This is a genomic window from Mycobacteriales bacterium, assembly GCA_035690485.1.
In the GTDB taxonomy this organism is placed as follows: domain Bacteria; phylum Actinomycetota; class Actinomycetes; order JAFAQI01; family DASSKL01; genus DASSKL01.
Genome location: DASSKL010000008.1, coordinates 81,640 through 101,502, shown reverse-complemented (window position 1 = coordinate 101,502; position 19,863 = coordinate 81,640). Strand labels below are relative to the sequence as shown.

Below are 19,863 nucleotides of genomic sequence, written 5' to 3'. Positions count from 1 at the left end.
GCGGGATCGCCCGGTGCGCCTGACTCGTCCGGCGGTGCGGTCGATTGCCCCGGTCTGAGGCGGCGTCTTCTGCGTTTCGGTTGTGCGGTGATCACCGAGACCTGAGGATGCCTCTGGGGTGCGGCCCACGCTCCCCGGTAGGGGGGACTTGCATGAAGCTCGTTCGGAGGTCGAGCGCGCGTGGCGTGCTGCCGGCCGCGGCCGCGGGGGTCCTTGCGGGCACCCTGGTCGTCGCCCTGGGGGTCAGCCCGATCAGCTCGGCGTGGGCTTCGGGCAGCTTTCCCGGCAACCAGACGGCCCTGCCGCCCGCTCCCATCGACACCGGCACAGCCTGCCCCCCTGCCTCGCTGACCAACCCGGGCTTCACGGACGTCGACAGAGACTTCTTCCGGCTGCAGATCTACTGTGCCGCCGATTACGGCGTCACCGACGGCACCTCGGCGACGACCTACGCCCCGACGGCGCCGGTGCTGCGTGACCAGATGGCGGCATTCTTCTACCGGTTGGGCACCGCGGCCGGTCATGCCTGGTCGACGGCCGCACCCGCGACGAGCTACACCGACGCGGCCGGCATCCCGCAGCAGTTCCGGAGCGCGGTCGACGCGCTCACCAACGCGGGGATGGTCAGCGGCTATGCGGACGGGAGCTACGCACCCGACGCGATCGTCTCCCGTGGAGAGATGTCGAAGTTCATCTACAACGCGCTGAAGGTCTTCTCGGGCGCGACGCCCGCAGCGTCCGGTCAGGACTACTTCGCCGACGACGACGGCGGGGTCTTCGAGAACCCCTACCTCAACGCCGTCGCGGGTCTGGGGCTCTTCGTCGGCGCGCCGGGCTTGGCCGGCGGCACGCTGTCGAACCAGGACCAGGGCGTGCAGCGCGACGAGATGGCGGGCTTCCTCTCCCGGCTGATCGAGCTCGGGGTGGAGCAGGGCTGGCTGCCGAACCGGTTCGTCTCCCAACCGGCGGTCGTCACCGCGCCCCTCGCGCAGAAGACCTGCCCGCCCGACCAGTCGCCCTGCACGTTGACGCTCACCGGTCAGCCGATGTCGACCGTGAGCGCGTCGGCCGACACCCCCTCGACGATCTCGCTGGGGCTGGTCGACAGTGCCGCACCCTGCGCCGGTCTGGCGCGTCCGAGCGGCGTCGAGGTCACGGTGATGTCCGACTCCGCAAAGACGGTGGACCTCACGTGGACCAAGGAGTTCACCCAGCAGGAGACCAACAACGGCGCGTCGCAGTGGCCCGTGTGCATGCAGGCGCCGTACGCCTTCCAGGCCGCCGACGGGCAGGGCGCCCTGGTGCCGGCAACCCACGCCGGCACGTCGTACGTCGGTCTGCTGCCTGGCTGCGCGGCGCTGCCGGCCGCGGCGCCGGGGCCCTGCGTGTCGATCCTGCGGAAGACGGGTTCGGGCCAGCAGTTCGCCGAGGTGCTCGTGCCGGGCAGCGCCCAGGACCCGAAGTTCTTCTGACGTGGGTCTCGACGTTCCGACCGGTAGGCGGTATTTCGTGGCTGCGCGGGCGATCCCGTCTGACGAGACTGGTCCGGCCGTGCTCTTGTCGCGGCCTGGCCAACGGTCCAGCATGCGTGCCGTGCGGCGGTGACCCGCCGATCGGAGGGGGGCGGCTATGAGAGCACGTCGTCGGAGGCACCTCGGCACAGCCGTGGTCGTCGGAGTCGCCGCCCTGGTGGCAGCGACCCTCGTCGGTGCTCCTGCATCCGCGCAAGCGGCCAAGAAGTTCTACACCGCGAGCATCTCGCCGACCAACGTGCCGGCCGGCGCGCAAACCACGGTGCAGGTCACGTTGAGCAACATCACCGCCAACCAGTACTTCGCATCTGCCAACATCACGTTCGCGCTGCCCTACAGCGGGACTCCTAACGTGGGCGCCCTCATCTGCCCGAGCGTGCCCGCATGTGCCGACTTCTCCGCGACGGTGACCAGCAGCGCTTCGCAGTTCGTCGTGCAGCTGCGTTCGTCGTCCAGCAGCTCGGGCGTGCCGGACTCGGGCTCCGTCGTCATTCCGGTGTCGTTCACCCCGACCACCGACGGCACCTACACGATCGGCTCGGCGGTCAAGCAGTCCAACGACTTCTCCGGGTCGGGCAACGACTTCCTGTTGAGCGGGTCGGCTCCGCAGCTGACCGTGGCCGGCATCGTGTGCACCGCCAGCCCTTGCACGGACAGCGGGGTGCACACGTCTGGCACCGTGGCGTTCGACACCAGGGTCGGCTCACTATTCATGAACGTCGCGCCGAACAGCGAGGCCTGCGTGTCGGAAACGCGACCGGAGTACGTCGTCGTCGACCAGATGCTCAGCTCCGACTCGACGACCGGGAGCAAGTCGGTGGAGCTGGCCTGGGACAAGCAGACGACGAACGCCTATACGGACAACGGCACGCCCCATTGGGAAGTCTGCATGTCGGCGCCCTACGGGTTTTACACCGAAGGCAGCGACGGCACGCTCCTGCCGCCCCAGTCGGAGACCAGTCCAACGCAGGGGCCGCTCCCACTGTGCAGCGCGCTCGCTGCCGCCGGGGTTAGCGACCAGCCATGCATCAGCGACCTGTTCAAGGTGAAGGCCGCCCAGCACGCGATCGTCCAGGTTCCCGGCAACCCTCAGGACCCGAAGTTCTTCTGAGTCCTACCGGGCGATGGTTGCGTCGCGGGTCACGTCGATGGCGTGACCGGTCGGGCCAGGGCGGGCGATCTGCACCATGCCCAGACCGTCCATGAGCGACCGCAGCTCGGTCGACTGGCTCGGGATCGGCAGCTGCTGACTGGCGCCGGCCAGCTGATCGAGGGCGTCGAGGGCCCAGACGATCTCGTGGGTGGCGCCCCGCTGCTGGGCGGAGGCGATGCTGCGCTGCAGCGCCGCGCGGGCTTCGAGTAGGTCGCCCAGCTGGGCGAGCGCCAGCCCGTGCAGGCGGTGGGCCGTGGCGGCCAGACCCTCACCGCCGGGCAGCCGATGGCATCGCTCGAGCAGCTCCGCGACGTCGCCCAACACCGCGACGCCGCGTCCCTGCAGCACGGACGACTCGACGCGGCGCGCATCGGTTTCCAGCACCTCGACCGGCTCGCCGTGCTCGGTGAACAACGCGCGCGCCTCGGCGTACAGCGGTGCCGCTTCCTCGAACCGGCCGGCCCGCACGTGCGCGCGCGCGAGCAGGCTGAGGCCGAAGCCCACCATGGTGGGCGCGCTCGACGCGCGCCAGGCCGGCAGTGTCAGCTCGAGGATGCCGATCGCCTCTTCGACATGGCCCTGGTCCGACAGCGTCTCGGCGAGGTTGCCTCGCACCACGGAGGCCATCCACTGGTCGCCGGCTCGGTCGAAGGCTGCCGCCGCGTCGCGGTAGTGCGCGAGCGCCTCGGGCCAGCGCCCCCCGAAGTAGGCGCGGATGCCCAGCTGGTTCAGCGTGCGGGCCTCCTGCCAGGAGTCGCCGAGCCGGCGCCAGAGGCCCAGCGCCCGCCGCGCGTTCTTGCCGCCCCCGTCGTCGGCGAAGGTCAGGCAGACGTCGAGATGCAGCAACGCCTCCGCCAGGGTCGCCGGCGAACGCGAGGTCTCTGCTTCGACCACGGCGCGGCGGCCCCACCGGGCGGCGTCGCGGTCGCGCCCCTGGTTGTGCCGGACGAGTCCGTAGAAGGAGCTGAGCCGGGCCCGCAGCCGCCGGGCCTCGATTCCCGGCTGGTCGGACAGGACCGTGAGCCCCCGGCTGAGCCGCCGCAGGGCCGGGCTGTGCGCTCCCTCCCGTACGCAGATGTCCGCCTGCTTGTAGAAGATGCGGGCTCGGTCCAGGGGCTGCGAACGCAGCGCCCGCGCCGCGTCGGCGTAGGCCGCATCGGCCCGGGCGAACTCGCCGAGCCGCGAGCGCGCGTCGCCCAGGCGTTCGGTGACGTCCGCGATGGCCGCCGTGTCGGCGTCTGCGCTGCGCCGGGCGGCGGCGAGCGCGCGCTCGTAGAAGACGGCCGACTCCACGTAGGCGTAAGCGCCGTCGGCGCGTTGCCCGGCCACGCGGGCATAGCGCCATGCCCTTTCGAAACGACCTGCCTGCAGGAAGTGCAGCGACAGCAGGTCCGCGCGTTCGTCGGTGCGCTCGCCGTACAGCCGCTCGAGCACGTCGCCGGCCCGACCGTGCAGCTCGCGCCGACGGGTGAACGGCAACCCCTCGTAGGCCGTGTCGCGCACCAGGGCATGGCGGAAGGCCACCATCCCGTCGTCGCCGAGCTGCAGGAAGTCGGCCAGCCGTTCGGCCTCGAGCCGGTCGCCGTCGGCGTCGAGCACCGCGTCGAGGACACGCGGTTCGAACCGGACGCCGAGCACCGCCGCGGTCCGGAGCAGGCGCCGTTCCCGCGGGGGCAGCCGGTCGATGCGCGCCGTGATGACGCCTTCGATGGAGTCGGGCAGCTCGTCCACGCTGCCGGTGCGACGCACGGCGTCGAGCAGTTGCAACAGGAACAGCGGGTTGCCCTCGGCGCGCTGGGCGAGTGCCGCGAACTCGTGCGGCGGGAGCGGCGACTCCTCGGCGGCGATCGCGAGCATGGTCTGCGCGGCGAAGTCGTCGAGCGGCAGCAGGTCGATACGGGCGGACGGCGCCTGCGGCGCGAAACCGCCGGGGGAGGTGTGCCGGCTGACCACCATGGCCCAGGGGCGGCTTGCGATGCTCTCGGCGACGTGGGCGAGGAGGTCGGCGGACGCGTCGTCGGCGAGATGGGCGTCCTCCACCACGACGAGGGTTGCGCTCGGAAGCAGCCGGTGCAGCAGCTCGGTGGTCACCTGCTCCAGCCGGCCCTTGCGGAACTTCTCGTCCAACGCGCTGGTCGCCGCCGTGGGCGCGACGTCGGCGTCGACGACGACCGCGACCAGGGGCAGCCACTGGAGCAGGTCCGGTGCCGTGTCGTGCAGCCGCGTCGCGAGCAGCTCTCCCGCCGTTCCCGGCTCGGCGTCGTACGGGATGTCCAGTAGTTCGCGCAGCAACGTGCGGAACGGTGCGTACGGCGTCGAAGAGTGGTAGGCGTCGCAGCCGACGTCGACGGTCCGCAGGTCGGGTGACCGGCAGGCGAGCTCGGCCAGGAGGCGGCTCTTGCCGATGCCCGGTTCCCCGACCAGCTCGACCAGACAGCCGCGGCCGGCGGCTGCGGCAGCCGTCGCGTCGTGGAGGACGGCGAGCTCGCGTTCGCGACTGATGAGTGGCAGGTCGTCGTCGGGGGTCCCGACCCGTCCCTGCATCACCCGGCCGAGCCGGTAGGCCTGCACCGGCCTGGCCTTGCCCTTGACCAGGAAGGGCTCGAGCCTCTCGGCATCGAACGACAGGCGCGAGTGCTCCAGGACCCCCTCCGTCGCCCAGACCTCGCCGGGCGCTGCCTTGCCCATGACGCGGGCGGCGAGGTTGACCGCATCGCCCTTGACCGAGTAGGTACGCCGGTAGTCGGGGCCGAAGTCGCCGGAGAACACCCGGCCGTGGTTGACCCCGATGCGTAAAGGCAGCGTTCGCACGCCGTCGGCCACGTCGCGCGCGGTCGCCAGCATCGCGCCGGCGTCGTCGTCGGTGCTGCGCGGGGCTCCGCCCACGAGCATGATCTTGCCGCCGTCGGGACTGATGTCGGTCTCCCAGAACGTCACCCCGTGACGCGCGCAGGCGTCCTGCGTCACCGAGACGACCTCGTGCAGGGCGGCGGCCAGCGCGCCCGGACCCTGGGCGGCCAGCAAGGCGTCGGTCTCCTTGAACTCCACGAACGCGACCGCGATCTGCCGGTGCTCACCGTCGGTGCCACCTGCCAGCAGGTGCTCGCGGGTCGGTGCAGTCAGGCAGCTCGCGACGTCGATGCCGGCCAGGTCGAGCGTCGTCCGGCGCGGAGTCTCCGGCACCCGTGGCCGGCCGCGCAGCAGCCACACGCCAGGCGTCTTCTCCACGCCGACGAGGTTCGGCGCCAGCAGGGCGGCCGTCTGCGGGGACAGGCCGATCTCGCCGGCTTCCGCGACGCCCTCGATGCGGGCCGTGGTGGTCGCGCCCGGTCCTGTGACGAGCAGCTCGCGGTGCAGCGTGCCGACCAGGAAGAAGTGGAACGTGCCGCTGTGGATGCCGACGCTCATGCGCAGGGTCACGGCACCGGCCGACGTGCGCAGGTGGCCGATGCGGCGCATCGTCGCCCGCATGTCGTACGCCGCGCGGCAGGCCCGCGGCGCGTGCCCGTCTCCGGTGAACAGCAGCAGGACCGCGTCGCCGCCCCACTTCACCAGCTGCGCGCCGTAGGAGTAGGCGACCCAAAGCAGCTCGCCGAACGTGGCGTCGAGGATGTCGCTCATCTCCTCGGCGCCGCCCTTGCCGCGCTCGGCCAGCCGCTCGGTCAGCTTGGTGAAGCCCGAGATGTCGACGAAGACCAGCGTGCCGTCGACCTCACGCCACGTTGCCTGGGGCGAGTCGCGGAGCCAGGTCAGCACAAGGCTGGCCACGTACGGACGTAGCCGGGCAGCGTGCTGCGCCCGGCCCGTCGGTCCCCCCATGTGCTGAGGATCCACGCCAGCCGCGTCCGCGGCAACCGCAACCGGGAGAATCCGGGGCACGCACGAGCCCCGCTCAGGTCGCCGGTTGCCGCGCCAGGGCCTTCGCGACGGTCGAGCCGGAAGCGGATGTCGGGCGCGCTAGATGGAGTAGTACATCTGGAACTCGTACGGGTGCGGGCGCAGCCGGATCGGGTCGACCTCGTGCACCCGCTTGTAGTCGAGCCACGTGTCGATCGCGTCCGGCGTGAAGACACCGCCCTCGAGCAGCCACTCGTGGTCGGCCTCGAGCTCGTCGAGCACCCGCTCCAGCGAACCGGGCACCTGCGCGACCGCGGCGTGCTCGTCGGGCGGCAGCTCGTAGAGGTCCTTGTCGATCGGCTCCGGGGGCTCGATCTTGTTGCGGATGCCGTCGACGCCGGCCATCAGCATCGCTGCGAACGCGAGGTAGGGGTTGCACGAGGGGTCGGGCACCCGGAACTCGATGCGCTTGGCCTTCGGGTTGGTACCGGTGATCGGGATCCGGCAGCAGGCCGAGCGGTTGCGCTGCGAGTAGACCAGGTTGACCGGAGCCTCGTAGCCCGGCACCAGCCGCCGGTAGGAGTTGGTCGTCGGGTTGGTGAAGGCGAGCAGCGCGGGCGCGTGCTTGAGCAGGCCGCCGATGTAGTAGCGCGCAGTGTCGGACAGCCCCGCGTAGCCGACCTCGTCGTAGAACAGCGGGGCGCCGTCCTTCCACAGCGACTGGTGGCAGTGCATGCCCGAGCCGTTGTCACCGAAGATGGGCTTCGGCATGAACGTCACCGTGTGGCCCGCGGCCAGCGCGACGTTCTTGACGACGTACTTGAACCACATGAGGTTGTCGGCCGTCTTGAGCAGCGTGCCGAACCGGAAGCCGATCTCCGACTGGCCGGCGGTGCCGACCTCGTGGTGGTGCAGCTCGACGTCGAGTCCGGTCTCCAGCAGCTTGCGCACCATCTCCGCGCGCAGGTCGATGAAGTGGTCGGTCGGCGGGGTCGGGAAGTATCCGCCCTTGTACGCCGGCTTGTAGCCCTTGTTGCCGCCGTCCTCGTCGCGGCCGGTGTTCCACGCGGCCTCGACCGAGTCGATGTAGTGGTAGGTCGAGTGCGGCGTCGAGTCGTAGCGGATCGAGTCGAAGATGTAGAACTCCGCCTCCGGGCCGAAGTAGGCCGTGTCCGCGATGCCCGAGCCTCGCACGTAGTCCTCGGCCTTGCGGGCGATGTTGCGCGGGTCGCGGCTGTAGGCCTCACCGGTCAACGGGTCGTGGATGAAGAAGTTGAGGACCAGCGTCTTGTGCTGACGGAATGGGTCCTCCACGGCGCTCGTCGGGTCGGGCAGCAGCAGCATGTCCGACTCGTGGATCTGCTGGAAGCCGCGGATCGAGGAACCGTCGAACATCAGGCCCTCTTCGAACACCCGCCGCCCGAAGTTCTCCGCCGGGATCGAGACGTGCTGCATGACGCCCGGCAGGTCGCAGAACCGGACATCGACGAACTTCACGTCGTGATCGGAGATGTAGGCGAGAACCTCGTCCGCGCTGGTGAACATCTAATCCTCCCGTGGGCCCGTGCGGGCCCCTGTGGCCTGGTGGTTGCCCGCGGATGAACGTACGCCGACGCGGTTTCCGAGCCGTATCCCGGATGTTTCGCGAGGGTTACGCAGCGGAAGTCGGGGTAGCCGTCAGCGATTGTCCACCCGACGGCGCTACCGTCGCATGGTGACGGGCACCACCGCCCGGCGTCGAGCCGGCCACCGGCGATGAGCGTGTCGCCGCCGGTGCCTCCGCAGGGGGAGCCGCTTCGTCCGAAGGATTTCGGCGTGTTCGACGAGGAGCAGCTCGCGCACGCCTCGACGGAGCAGGTGGCGCAACGGCTGCGCCGGCTCCAGGCCGTCAGCGCCGACCTGCTCGGCGCCCTCGCCGTCGAAGCCGTCGTGCGCACCATGGTGGAGAGCGGACTGTCGCTGCTCGGCGCGGTGGCCGGCGCGGTCTGGATGCTCGATCGCGAGCGGGGCATGCTGGCCCTGCAGGGCCACGTCGGCTACCCCGCTGACGTCATCGCCTGCCTCACCGACATGCCGCTCGACGCGCGCGCGCCCGCTGCCGAGTCCGCATTGCACGCGCAGCGCGTCACCCTGCTGTCCGTCGCGGAGCGCGACGAGCGCTACCCCGGACTGCTGGGCGGGGCGAGTGTCGGCGCGGCGTACGTCTGCGAACCCCTCGTCCAGGGCGGTGAGGTCCTCGGCGTGCTGTCGGCCAGCTTCGCCGACGGCGGGCTCCTGACCGACCCGGCCAACCTCTCGTTCTTCGACACCGTCATCGCCCAGTGCTCCGTCGCGCTGCACCGCGCTCGCATGATCTCGGTCGAGCGGCGCTCTCGCGACCGGCTGGAGCTGCTCGCCGAGTCGGGGCGGCTGTTCGCAGGGGTGACCGAGGCCCGGCCGCTGTGCGAGGAGCTGTGCCGGCTGGCGACCGACCGCCTGGCCGACGTGGCGATCGTCGTGCTCGCCGGCCCCGACGACACGTGGCAGATCGCCGGCGGCGACCATGCCGACCCGCTCATCGGCCACGCCCTGAACGGATTCGCCCGGACCCTCGACGGGCGCGGTGGCGACCTCATCCGCTCGACGATGGACAGCGGGCTGCCGCGGTTGTTCCAGCGGGGCGATGACGACTACCGCGACCTGGTCGACGAGGCGGCGCAGCTCGCGCTCCTGCACGAGATCGACCTGGGGTCGGGGCTGGTCCTGCCGTTGCGGGCGCACGGGCGCGGACTCGGCGTGCTCACCATGGCGACGATCGGTCAGCGCCCGCCCCTCGGTGCCGATGACCTGGCCGAGATGAGGGAGCTCGCCGGCCGGCTCGCGCTGGCACTCGACAACGCGCGGCTCTTCCATCAGCAGAGCGAGATCGCGCACACCCTGCAACGGTCGCTGCTGCCGGTCGACCTGCCGGCCGTGGCCGGCGCCGAGGTGGCCGTGCGCTACCTGCCCGGGACCCGCGGCATGTCGGTGGGCGGCGACTTCTACGACGTCGTGCCGTTGCCCTCGGGGTGTGTGGGGCTCGTCGTCGGCGACGTCATGGGCCGCGGGGTCCGTGCCGCCGCGGTCATGGGGCAGGTCCTGGCGGCCATCCGTGGCTACGTCCTGGAAGGGCACAGCCCCGCGGGCATCCTGGGTCGCCTCGACCGGCTCGTGGCCTCCCTCGACGACGCGCTGATCGTCACCTGCTGCTACGTCGAGTGGGACCCGACCACCGACCGCGCGCTGCTCGCCTGCGCCGGCCATCCGCCGCCGCTGCTGGTGTCGCACGGCGACCCGGCGGCCTTCCTGCCGCTCGAACCAGGTCCCCCGCTCGGCGTCGGCCTCGGTTCGTACGGCGAACGCGTCGTCACCCTCCCGCTCGGCTCGCTGCTGCTCCTCTACACCGACGGGCTCGTCGAGAGTCCCGACCTACCTGTCGACGAGGGCATGCGCCGGCTGGCTCGCGCGGTCGACGGAGTGCGCGGGGCGGAGGCGGCCTGCGAGGCGGCGCTCGCGGTGCAGCCCGCATCCGACGACGACGTCGCCCTGCTCGCGCTGTGGACCCTGCCCGCGGGCGAGGGTCAGCCCATCAGCGAGCTCGTGCAGGAGCTGCCCGCGGACATCCAGTCACCGGCGCAGGCGCGCTCCGCCGTCGAGCACGTGCTGGCGTCATGGGGTCTCGACGAGCTCGTCGAGACCGCGACGCTGCTCGTGAGCGAGGTGGTCACCAACGCGGTGCGGCATGCGGGGACGTCGCTGCGCCTGCGCACACTGCGCCTCGCGACCGACGGCGTCCGCGTCGAGGTGGTCGACCAGGCTCCGCACGCACCGCTGCGGCGCGGGCGACCCAACGCTGCGGCGGAGGGCGGGCGCGGCCTGCACCTGATCGAGCACCTGGCCCGTCGCTGGGGCGTCGAGTCGACGGACCTGGCGAAGACGGTCTGGTTCGAGCTGTCGCTCTGAGCCGCATCATCGCGGCGGTTACCGTGGAGCCATGGCCTCCCCGCGGATCTCCGGCTCGTGGCTCGATGCGCCGCCGGCGGGCTCCGAGCTGCACGACTACCGCGGGCAGTCCTTGGGGCTACCGGCGAGCGGGCCGGGGTCCGCCGTGGGGCTCGGTCCACGGTTCGTGGCGTTCGCGGTCGATGCGGTGCTGTCCTGGCTCGTGGCGACGATCCCGGCGGGGTCGGTGCACACCGGCATCTGGAGCACGCTGGTGTTCCTCGTGGAGTACGCCGTGCTCGTGGGGCTCGGCGGGCAGAGCGCCGGCATGCGCCTCACCGGGCTTCGCGTGATCTCGGTGGCGCGCCGGACGCAGCACGCAGGCATCGGCTGGTGGGCGGTGCCCCGAGCGGTGCTGCTCGCGCTGATCTTCACCGTGCTGTTCACGGACCGCGACGGACGCGGGCTGCACGACCGGGCGACCGGCACCGTCGTCGTGCGCGCCTAGCCGCTGCGTCGGACGCACCTGGCCCCCGCCGGGGATCGCCGCGGGTTCAGCGCATCTTGCCGCGCGGGATCCGGCCGCCGCGGGGGAGCGGGCCCTTCGGCACCGGCATGGCGGCGCCACCCAGTGCACGCAGCCGGTTGTCGACCGCGTCGACCTCACGCGGCTTGAGGTTGCGCGGCAGCTTGCCGAGGTGCGCCTGCAGCTTGCGCAGGTCGACCTGACCTTCTTCGGCGCCGACCTGCACCTCGTAGATCGGGATGTCGCCCGCGATCCGGGTGACCCGCTTGCGCTCCTGGGCGATGAGCGGCCCCACCCGGCTCGGTGCGCCCTCGCCGACGAGCACGATGCCGGGCCGGCCGACCGCGCGGTGCACGAGGTCCTGGTTGCGGTTGAGCGCGACCGCGGGCTGCACCTTCCACGTGCCGCGCAGCGAGGACAGGACGGCGGCCGCGGCGCCGGGCTGGCCCTCGACACTGGCGTACTGCGCAGACATCGAGCGGCGACCGAAGATGCTGGTCATCCAGAGCAGGGCAGCGATGAACCCGATCACGCCGAGGTAGATCGGGTGCCCGAAGACGAAGCCGAGTGCCAGCAGCACGGCGAAGATGGCGATCGCCGGCAGCGCGATCCAGAGCAGGATCTGGGGGTCGCGTTCGCGGGTGAACGAGTAGACCAGCTTGATCTGCTCGAGCCGGCCGCCGGATTTGGAGTCGTCTCGGGCCATGCCGGCCAGCATACGGTCGGCCCGGGTGAGGCCTGGTCAGCCCGACGTGCGCGTGCCGCGAGCCTCGACGGCCTGGCTGTAGAGGCGTCCGGCGCGGTACGACGAGCGCACCAGCGGACCGCTGAGCACGCCGATGAAGCCGATCTGCTCGGCCTCCCGCGCCAGCTCGACGAACTCGTCCGGGTGCACCCAGCGCACGACGGGATGGTGGCGGGGTGAGGGGCGCAGGTACTGCGTGATCGTCAACAGCTCGCAGCCGGCGGCGTGCAGCGCCTGCATGGTCTCGACGACTTCGGCGCGCTCCTCGCCCAGGCCGAGGATGAGGTTTGACTTCGTGACCAGCCCGGCCGCGCGCGCGGCGGTCAGCACGTCGAGCGAGCGCTGGTAGCGGAATCCCGGCCGGATCCGGCGGAAGATCCGGGGCACGGTCTCGACGTTGTGGGCGAGCACCTGCGGCTTGGCCGAGAAGACCTCGGCGAGCTGCTCCGGGATGCCGTCGAAGTCGGGGATCAGCACCTCGACCCCGCAGCCGGGCACGTGCGCATGGATCTGCCGCACGGTTTCGGCGTACAGCCACGAACCGCCGTCGGGCAGGTCGTCGCGCGTCACGCCGGTGACGGTCGCGTAGCGCAGCCCCATCGCCTGCACGGACTCCGCGACGCGGCGCGGCTCGTCGCGGTCGAGCGGTGCGGGGCGGCCGGTGGCGATCTGGCAGAAGTCGCAGCGCCGGGTGCACTGCTCGCCGCCGATGAGGAACGTCGCCTCCCGGTCCTCCCAGCACTCGTAGATGTTGGGGCAGCCTGCTTCCTCGCAGACCGTGTGCAGGCCCTCGGAGCGGACCATCGACTTCAGCGCGGCGAACTCGGGGCCCATGCGGGCGCGCGTCTTGATCCAGGGGGGCTTGCGCTCGATCGGTACGGCGGCGTTGCGCACCTCCAGCCGCAGCAGCCGGCGGCCGTCGGGCCCGATCGCGGTGTCGGGTGCCTCAGCCGACAAGGTCGGGCTCCAGGACGGCGAGCAGGTGGCGTTCCACGACGGGCATCGCGTCGGCCACCGTGACGGGACGGCCGAGCTCGCGGGTGAGCGAGGTCACGCCGGCGTCGGTGATGCCGCACGGCACGATGCGGTCGAACCACGTGAGGTCGCAGTCGCAGTTGAGCGCGAATCCGTGCATCGTCACGCCGCGGGCGACCCGCACGCCGATCGCGGCGACCTTGCGGTCGGGGCCGTTCCCGTCGGCCGGCACCCAGACGCCGCTGCGGCCGGGGACCCGGACCGTGGCGAGGCCGAGATCCGCGCAGGTGCCGATGAGCGCGGTTTCCAGGCGGCGGACGTAGGACACGACGTCGAGCGGTTCGGGCAGCGCGACGATCGGGTAGCCGGTCAGCTGCCCGGGGCCGTGCCAGGTGATCTTGCCGCCGCGGTCGACGTCGACGACCGGTGCACCGGGGTCGCCGGCGGGTCGCTCGAAGGCCGACGTGCGCCGGCCCGCGGTGTAGACCGGATCGTGCTCCAGCAGCAGCACGCTGTCGCCGACGTCGCCGGCGGCCCGTCGGGCGTGCAGCTCCTGCTGCTGCTGCCAGGCGTCAAGGTAGGGCACCCGTCCCGGGTGCACGAACGCGATGCCGGCCATGGTTCGAGGCTACGCCGCGGAGCGTCAGCCGCCTCGCTGCGCGCGGGCGATCAGCTGGCGCACGATGACGTTGCGCTGGATCTCGTTGGTGCCCTCGCCGACGATCATCAGCGGGGCGTCGCGGAAGTAGCGTTCGATGTCGACCTCGGTCGAGTAACCCGCCGCACCGTGCACCCGCATCGCGTCGAGGGTCACCTGCATGCAGATCTCCGAGGCGAACAGCTTGGCCATGCCGGCCTCGAGGTCGGCGCGGGCCCCGGTGTCGAAGACCTGCGCGGCGTGCAGCACCAGCTGGCGCGCGGCCTCGGTCTTCGTCGCCATCTCCGCGAGCTGGTGGCCGACCGCCTGGTGCTCCCAGATCGGCACGCCGAAGCTCTCCCGCTGCTGGGCATAGGCGAGCGCGTCGTCGAGCGCGGCCTGGGCGACGCCGACCCCGCGGGAGGCGACCTGGATCCGGCCGAGCTCGAGACCCTTCATGAACTGTGCGAAGCCCTGCCCCTCCTCGCCGCCGAGCAGCGCGTCACCGGGGGCGTGCACGTCGTCGAATGCCAGCTCGCAGGTCTCGACGCCCTTGTAGCCGAGCTTCGGCAGGTCGCGGGAGACCTCGTAGCCGTACGCCGGTTCCATCAGCAGGATGCTCACGCCACGGTGCGACGGGCTGGCATCGGGATTCGTCTTGCAGAGCAGCGCGATCAGCCCGGCCGTGCGGGCGTTGGTGATCCACATCTTCGTACCGTTGACGAGGTAGTCTCCGTCCGCCTGCCGGATCGCGCGAGTGCGCATCGCCTGCAGGTCCGACCCGCCGCCCGGCTCGGTGAGGGCCATCGCGGCGCGGATCTCACCGGTCGCCATCCGCGGCAGGTAGCGCCGTCGTTGCTCCTCGGTGCCGAACAGCCGCAGCATGGTCGCGACGACGGAGTGCCCGCCCATGGCACCGGCGAGGGTCATCCAGCCGCGCGCGAGCTCCTCGGTCACCGCCGCGAAGCACGGGGTCGACACGCCGATGCCGCCGTAGTCCGGCGGGATCACCAACGCGAAGATTCCGAGATCGCGCATGGTGGCGATCAACTTGTCCGGATAGGTGTTGGCATGCTCCAGGTCACGGGCGACCGGCTTCACCTGCCGGTCGACGAACTCCGTGACGACGTCGACGATGTCCTGCTCCTGCTGGCTCAGCGTCCGCACGCCGGCCATCATGCCCTGCCCGCCGGACGGCCTGTGGACAGCGAACGCCGACCGTCGGCCGTCGCTGGTTGCATCGCCCTCATGACGTCGCCTGAGTTCCCCGGCTACGGGCTCGACCGGCTGCTCGGTGTCGGCCCCGCGGGTGAGGCGTGGTCGGCCGTCGAGACGTCGACCGGCGCCGCGCGGATGCTCCGGCGGCTCCGGCCGGCGGTCGCCCGCCGCGCGGCCGAGCGGTTGCTGGCCGCGGACCTGCCCGATGCGGGCTACGTGACGTTGCGCGGCCTCGTGACGTCCGGGCGCGAGGTCGCGGTGGTCACCGATCTCGCGGTCGGGGGCAGCCTGCGGGCGGCGGGATCCCAGCCACTGGCGCACTTCGCGGCCCTGGCGGTCGCCCTGGCCCGGTTGCACGCGCAGGGGACCGTGCACGGTGCCTTGACTCCGGCCAACGTCCTGGTGGGGGACGGTCGGCTGCTGCTCGACGTCGACGTCACGCGGTTGCTCGGTGCGCTCGACGGCACCGCGCACCGCAGCCCATACGCCGATGAGCCACCCTGTCCGGCTGGCGATGTCCGGGCGATCGCGCTGCTCTGCCTGCGCTATGCCGCCGGAGCGCCGCAGGAGGTGCTGCGCGCCGCCGCGCACGCCCCACCCGCAGAGCGGCCGACCATGGTCGAGCTCGGTGCGGCGCTCGCGGCCGCAGTCGACGTGACATCGCCGGTAGTCACTGTTGCTGGCCTGCCGCCGGGGCAGGCCGGCCAGGAGGAGGAGCCGGTCCACGCGTCACCCGCACCGGCGTCTCGCGCGCAGCCGGGCGGCGCGACCCGACGTTGGCCGGCGGTGGCCCTGCTGGCGCTGGTGGCTGGCGCGGGGGTCGTGCTCGGGGTGCTGGCCGGTCACGGTCGTTCGCGGCCGTCTCCCGCGCACCTGTCGCGAGGGCCTGACTGGTCGGCCGTGGTGGCGGATCTGGTCGCGAGCCGCGTGACGGCGATCCGCCGGCTCGATCCGGTCGCGCTCACCGCGGTCTATGCCGGTGCCGCCCCGCAACGTGCGGCCGACGTCGGCACCGTGCAACGGTGGCGCGCGGCCGGGGCGGCGGCGGTCCCCGGCTACGCAAGCTCCGTGCTCGCCGTCCGAGCCGTGTCCGCCGCGGCGGGCCGGGTCACCTTGGCAGTCACCGACACGCTCTCGGCGTACGACGTCGTCACCGCGGGCGGGCGGGTCCTCGAGCACGTCGCGCCGCGGCCGGCGCGGACCTGGACGGTCGTCGTGCAGCGTGAAGCGGACGGCTGGCGGCTGTGGTCGGTGCAGCCGGCCTAGCCCTCGGCCGCGGGGCGCGGGGCGGGGCCGTCTTGCTGGAGCAGGCTGGCGAGGGCGCCGTCGAGATCGGGATGGCGGAAGCTGAACCCGGCGTCGAGGAGGGCCTGCGGCACGACGTGCTGGCTCCAGAGCAGCCCGGCGTCGGCCAGCTCGCCGAACAGCAGCCGCAGCGCGAAGGCCGGCGCGGCCAGGGCGGCCGGCCGGTGCAGCGCGCGGGCCAGCGACCGGGTGAACTCCACGTTGCGCACCGGGTGCGGCGCCACGACGTTGACCGGACCCCGGACTGCGTCGTTCTCGACGAGGTAGCGCATCGCGGCCAGCTGGTCGTGCACGGCGATCCAGCTCCACCACTGCTGCCCGGAGCCGAGGCGTGCCCCGAGGCCGGCCTTGAAGATCGGCAGCATCTTCTTCAGGGCGCCTCCGTCCGGCGCCAGCACGATCCCGCTGCGCATGAGGACGACGCGGACCCCGGCCTCGGACGCGGGTGCCGTCGCCCGCTCCCAGTCGACGACGAGGTCGACGAGGAAGCCTTCTCCCGGTGGGGCGGTCTCGTCGACGTGCCGCTCGCCGCAGTCGCCGTAGTAGCCGACCGCCGACGCGCACACGAGGACCCCGGGCGGGTGCGGCAGGTCGGCCAGCGTGCGGCTCACCAGGCCGGTGCTGACGATGCGGCTGTCGCGCAACACCTGCTTGTACTCGCCGGTCCAGCGCTTGTCGCCGAGGTTGGCGCCGGACAGGTGCACGACCGCGTCGACGCCCTCGAAGATCGCAGGGTCGAGGCGTCCGGCGGCCGGATCCCAGGTGCGCTCGTCCGCCGACGCCGGCGCGCGTCGCACGAGGCGCAGCACCTCGTGGCCCGCGCCGCGCATCTGGTCGACGAACCGGGGCCCGAGCAGGCCCGATGCCCCGGTGACGACGATGCGCACGTCAGAGGCCGAGGTCCGCGGCGAAGTCGCCGGCTTCCAGCCGCTCCTTGACCGTGCCGAGGAAGCGTGCGGCGTCGGCCCCGTCGACGAGCCGGTGGTCGTAGGTCAAGGCGAGATACATCACGCAGCGGATCGTGATCACCTCTCCGAGCTCGGGGTCCTCGACGACGACCGGCCGTTTCACGACCGCCCCGGTCCCGAGGATGCCGACCTGCGGCTGGTTGATGATCGGGGTGTCGAACAGCGCGCCCCGCGAGCCGGTGTTGGTCAGTGTGAACGTGCCGCCGCCGAGCTCGTCGGGGCTCACGTTGTTGCCGCGAGTGCGTTCGGCCAGATCCGCGATCTTGCGGGCCAGGCCGGCGATGTTGAGGTCGCCGGCGTCCCTGATCACCGGCACCAGGAGCCCGCGGTCGGTGTCGACGGCCACCCCGAGATGCACGGAGTCGTGGTAGGTCACCGTGCCGGCGTCGGTGTCGATCGACGCGTTGACCGCCGGGTGTGCCCGCAGCGCCTCGCAGGTGGCCAGGGCGAAGAACGGCAGGTAGCGCAGCTTCACGCCCTCACGGGCCTCGAAATCGGGGCGGGCGACGTCGATCAGCCGGGCGATCCGGGTGACGTCGACCTCGACGACGGTGGTGAGCTGGGCGCTGGTCTGCAGCGACTCCGTCATGCGCTCGGCGATGACCCGGCGCAGCCGGGAGAGGGTCTCGGTGTGGCCGCGCGCGGGCGTCGGCCCGACCGCTGCGGGCCGCTGCGCCGGGGGGGCGCCGGCCGGCCGGGCGGCTGCCGGCTGCGATGGGGCCGCCGGTTGCTGCGGGGGAGCGGCCTGCGCAGCGGGCGCTTGCGCGTTGGTCGGTGCGGCCCCGCCGGTACGGGCGGCGTCGAGCACGTCCTGCTTGCGGATGCGCCCGCCGACACCGGTCCCCTGGATCTGCTCCAGGTCGACGCCGTGCTCGGCCGCCAGCTTGCGGACCAGCGGGGTGACGTACGCCGCATCGCTCGCCTGCCCGTCGCTCGCGGGCGGGGGTGCCTGCTGCGCCGGTTGCTGCGCCACGGCCGGTGGCGCCTGCTGCGGGGGAGCCGGGGGTGCTTGCTGCGGGGGTGGTGGGGGTGCCTGCTGCGGGGGTGGTGGGGGTGCCTGCTGGGCGGCCGGCTGCTGCGGCACCGGCTCCGCGGGCGGTGCCTGCTCCTCGGCGGCCTGCTCGGGCTGCTGCTGCGGGGCGGGGGCCGGTGCGCCTGCCTGCCGCGACTGCTCTTGCGCGGTCACGTCGACGGTGCCCTGGGTCGTCTCCGCGCCGCCTGTCTCGTCGATGACGGCCAGCTCGGCGCCGATCTCGACGGTCTCGTCCTCGGCGACCTTGATGGCGGTCAGCACGCCCGAGGCCGGTGAGGGGATCTCGGTGTCGACCTTGTCGGTCGAGACCTCGAGCAGCGGCTCGTCGGCCTCGACGTGCTCGCCCTCCTTCTTCAACCAGCGGGTGATCGTGCCCTCGGACACGCTCTCGCCGAGGCGTGGCATGGTGACGGAGACGGCCATGGGTGCTGCGTGCTCCTTCGGTCGACCGGGTGGGCGGCGGGTTCTCCGACCGTCCTACCCGTGGGTGTGCAGCGGCTTGCCGGCGAGCGCGAGATGCGCCTCGCCCAACGCCTCGGACAACGTCGGGTGCGGGTGGATGAGCTGGGCGACCTCGGCGGGCAGCGCCTCCCAGTTGGTGATGAGCTGAGCCTCGGCGATGAGGTCGCCGACGCGAGCGCCGACCATGTGTACGCCGATCACCGGTCCGTCCTTGGCGGCGATGACCTTGACCGCGCCGGATGTCTGGAGGATCTGGGCGCGGCCGTTGCCGGCGAGGTCGTAGGTCACCTCGACGGTCTCCATCCCGCGTTCCTTCGCCTGGGCGGTTGTCAGCCCCACCGAGGCGACCTCGGGGTCGGAGTAGGTGATGCGCGGCACGTTGACGTAGTCGACCGGGGCCGGGTTGAGCCCGGCGATCCGTTCGGCGACCATGATCCCCTCGGCGAAGCCGACGTGGGCGAGCTGCAAGCCGGGCCGCAGGTCGCCCAGTGCGTAGATGCCCGGCACGTTGGTCTGGCAGTAGTCGTCGACGAGCACGTAGCCGCGGTCCATCTCGACGCCGTTGTCGGCGTAACCCAACCCGTCGGACACCGGGCCTCGCCCGACGGCGACGAGCAGCAGCTCGCTCTCGACGGTCTCGCCGCTTTCCAGCGAGACGGCGACACCGGAGTCGGTGACCTTCACGTCGGAGAAGCGCACGCCGACCTTGAAGCCGATGCCCCGCTTGCGAAACGCCCGCTCGAGCAGCTTCGAGCTCGACTCCTCCTCGGCCGGCAACAGGTGCGGGAGGGCCTCGACGATCGTCACCTCGGCGCCGAACGACCGCCAGACGCTGGCGAACTCCACGCCGATGACCCCGCCGCCGAGCACGACCACCGACGACGGCACCCGGTCGAGGGTCAGCGCCTGGTCGCTCGTGATGATGCGCTCGCCGTCGACCTCCAGCCCGGGCAGCGTCTTCGACTGCGACCCGCTGGCGAGGACGACCGCCCGGCCGGCCTCGAACCGGTCGTCACCCACCTGGACGGCGTTGGTCGCGACCAGCCGGCCCTCACCCTCGACGACCGTGATCTTCCGGGAGCTGATGAGCCCGGTCAGCCCCTTCCAGAGCCGCTCGACCACCTTGTTCTTGTAGGCGTTGACGCCGGCCATGTCGATGCCGTCGAGCGTGGCGCGTACGCCGACGGCCTCGCTGTCCCGTGCGGAGTCGGCGACCTCGGCGGCGTGCAGCAAGGCCTTCGTCGGGATGCAACCGCGATGCAGGCAGGTGCCGCCGACGCGGTCACGCTCGACGAGGACGACCGACATGCCCAGCTCCGCCGCGCGCAGGGCGCAGGCGTAGCCCCCGCTACCGGCCCCGAGGATCACGAGGTCGGCGGATTGCGTGCTCGCCACGTCGGCTTCCTCTCCCACGACGTCGGGGGTCGTCTGCCATCTTTCCACCCGGCCTCCGGGTCACCCCCGTACACGGGTGCGGGGACCGTCCGGAGTGGACGGTCCCCGCGTGGAGGG

Annotated in this window: 14 protein-coding genes; 5 read left to right on the top strand and 9 right to left on the bottom strand. The window is 72.1% G+C overall.

Annotation, left to right across the window (positions count from 1 at the left end):
* Positions 1 to 152: 152 nt before the first annotated feature.
* Together VFJ21_01520 and VFJ21_01515 are read left to right on the top strand one after the other, a co-directional pair.
* On the top strand, positions 153 to 1,472 hold the full coding sequence (locus tag VFJ21_01520; protein HET7405802.1) for an S-layer homology domain-containing protein: 1,320 nt from the start codon (positions 153 to 155) through the stop codon (positions 1,470 to 1,472).
* Positions 1,473 to 1,689: 217 nt separating this feature from the next.
* Positions 1,690 to 2,643, top strand: a complete 954-nt coding sequence (locus tag VFJ21_01515) for a hypothetical protein (GenBank protein ID HET7405801.1) — start codon at positions 1,690 to 1,692, stop codon at positions 2,641 to 2,643.
* 3 nt (positions 2,644 to 2,646) lie between these two features.
* On the opposite strand, the gene VFJ21_01510 is transcribed toward VFJ21_01515, so the two are convergent.
* Both VFJ21_01510 and glnA read right to left on the bottom strand, forming a co-directional pair.
* Positions 2,647 to 6,504 carry an adenylate/guanylate cyclase domain-containing protein gene (locus VFJ21_01510; GenBank protein HET7405800.1) on the bottom strand — a complete coding sequence of 1,286 codons (3,858 nt, stop codon included), beginning with the start codon at positions 6,502 to 6,504 and terminating at the stop codon, positions 2,647 to 2,649.
* A 138-nt stretch (positions 6,505 to 6,642) separates the two neighbouring features.
* Complete coding sequence (gene glnA / locus VFJ21_01505; GenBank protein HET7405799.1) at positions 6,643 to 8,067, bottom strand: type I glutamate--ammonia ligase; 1,425 nt, start codon at positions 8,065 to 8,067, stop codon at positions 6,643 to 6,645.
* Between the two features lie 270 nt (positions 8,068 to 8,337).
* Here glnA and VFJ21_01500 point away from each other — a divergent pair, with 270 nt between their 5' ends.
* Positions 8,338 to 10,503 carry a SpoIIE family protein phosphatase gene (locus tag VFJ21_01500; protein ID HET7405798.1) on the top strand — a complete coding sequence of 722 codons (2,166 nt, stop codon included), beginning with the start codon at positions 8,338 to 8,340 and terminating at the stop codon, positions 10,501 to 10,503.
* Between the two features lie 31 nt (positions 10,504 to 10,534).
* Entirely contained in the window at positions 10,535 to 10,990 is a 456-nt protein-coding gene (locus VFJ21_01495) for an RDD family protein (protein ID HET7405797.1), read from the top strand.
* A gap of 46 nt (positions 10,991 to 11,036) precedes the next feature.
* On the opposite strand, the gene VFJ21_01490 is transcribed toward VFJ21_01495, so the two are convergent.
* The 4 genes from VFJ21_01490 to VFJ21_01475 are packed head-to-tail and all read right to left on the bottom strand — an operon-like array spanning position 11,037 to position 14,532.
* Positions 11,037 to 11,714: a DUF4191 domain-containing protein gene (locus VFJ21_01490; GenBank protein HET7405796.1), complete on the bottom strand. Its 678-nt coding sequence runs from the start codon at positions 11,712 to 11,714 to the stop codon at positions 11,037 to 11,039.
* Between the two features lie 36 nt (positions 11,715 to 11,750).
* Positions 11,751 to 12,710: a lipoyl synthase gene (lipA, locus tag VFJ21_01485; GenBank protein ID HET7405795.1), complete on the bottom strand. Its 960-nt coding sequence runs from the start codon at positions 12,708 to 12,710 to the stop codon at positions 11,751 to 11,753.
* Complete coding sequence (gene lipB, locus VFJ21_01480) at positions 12,700 to 13,347, bottom strand: lipoyl(octanoyl) transferase LipB (GenBank protein ID HET7405794.1); 648 nt, start codon at positions 13,345 to 13,347, stop codon at positions 12,700 to 12,702. Before lipB ends, lipA begins: the two co-directional genes overlap by 11 nt.
* Before the next feature lie 24 nt (positions 13,348 to 13,371).
* Entirely contained in the window at positions 13,372 to 14,532 is a 1,161-nt protein-coding gene (locus tag VFJ21_01475) for an acyl-CoA dehydrogenase family protein (GenBank protein HET7405793.1), read from the bottom strand.
* A gap of 81 nt (positions 14,533 to 14,613) precedes the next feature.
* Between VFJ21_01475 and VFJ21_01470 the strand changes: the two genes are divergently transcribed.
* On the top strand, positions 14,614 to 15,849 hold the full coding sequence (locus tag VFJ21_01470) for a hypothetical protein (protein ID HET7405792.1): 1,236 nt from the start codon (positions 14,614 to 14,616) through the stop codon (positions 15,847 to 15,849).
* Here the strand turns inward: VFJ21_01470 and VFJ21_01465 are convergent.
* From VFJ21_01465 to lpdA, 3 genes are read right to left on the bottom strand one after another with little or no spacing between them, the layout of a single operon-like run.
* Positions 15,846 to 16,775: a TIGR01777 family oxidoreductase gene (locus VFJ21_01465; protein HET7405791.1), complete on the bottom strand. Its 930-nt coding sequence runs from the start codon at positions 16,773 to 16,775 to the stop codon at positions 15,846 to 15,848. The two genes, VFJ21_01470 and VFJ21_01465, sit on opposite strands and share 4 nt — an antisense overlap.
* A 1-nt stretch (position 16,776) precedes the next feature.
* The gene (gene sucB, locus VFJ21_01460; protein ID HET7405790.1) at positions 16,777 to 18,312 is read right to left on the bottom strand and encodes a 2-oxoglutarate dehydrogenase, E2 component, dihydrolipoamide succinyltransferase; all 1,536 of its coding nucleotides are present in this window, start codon (positions 18,310 to 18,312) and stop codon (positions 16,777 to 16,779) included.
* A gap of 54 nt (positions 18,313 to 18,366) precedes the next feature.
* Positions 18,367 to 19,746 (bottom strand): dihydrolipoyl dehydrogenase, encoded by a 1,380-nt coding sequence (gene lpdA, locus VFJ21_01455; GenBank protein HET7405789.1) that lies wholly within the window; start codon positions 19,744 to 19,746, stop codon positions 18,367 to 18,369.
* Between the last annotated feature and the right edge of the window lie 117 nt (positions 19,747 to 19,863).

Bases quoted from the DNA above. Each gene is read 5' to 3' on its own strand.
- VFJ21_01490 (HET7405796.1), bottom strand. From the start codon at position 11,714: ATGGCCCGAGACGACTCCAAATCCGGCGGCCGGCTCGAGCAGATCAAG.
- VFJ21_01520 (HET7405802.1), top strand. From the start codon at position 153: ATGAAGCTCGTTCGGAGGTCGAGCGCGCGTGGCGTGCTGCCGGCCGCG.
- VFJ21_01495 (HET7405797.1), top strand. From the start codon at position 10,535: ATGGCCTCCCCGCGGATCTCCGGCTCGTGGCTCGATGCGCCGCCGGCG.
- glnA (HET7405799.1), bottom strand. From the start codon at position 8,067: ATGTTCACCAGCGCGGACGAGGTTCTCGCCTACATCTCCGATCACGAC.
- sucB (HET7405790.1), bottom strand. From the start codon at position 18,312: ATGGCCGTCTCCGTCACCATGCCACGCCTCGGCGAGAGCGTGTCCGAG.
- VFJ21_01470 (HET7405792.1), top strand. From the start codon at position 14,614: ATGACGTCGCCTGAGTTCCCCGGCTACGGGCTCGACCGGCTGCTCGGT.
- VFJ21_01510 (HET7405800.1), bottom strand. From the start codon at position 6,504: ATGGGGGGACCGACGGGCCGGGCGCAGCACGCTGCCCGGCTACGTCCG.
- lipB (HET7405794.1), bottom strand. From the start codon at position 13,347: ATGGCCGGCATCGCGTTCGTGCACCCGGGACGGGTGCCCTACCTTGAC.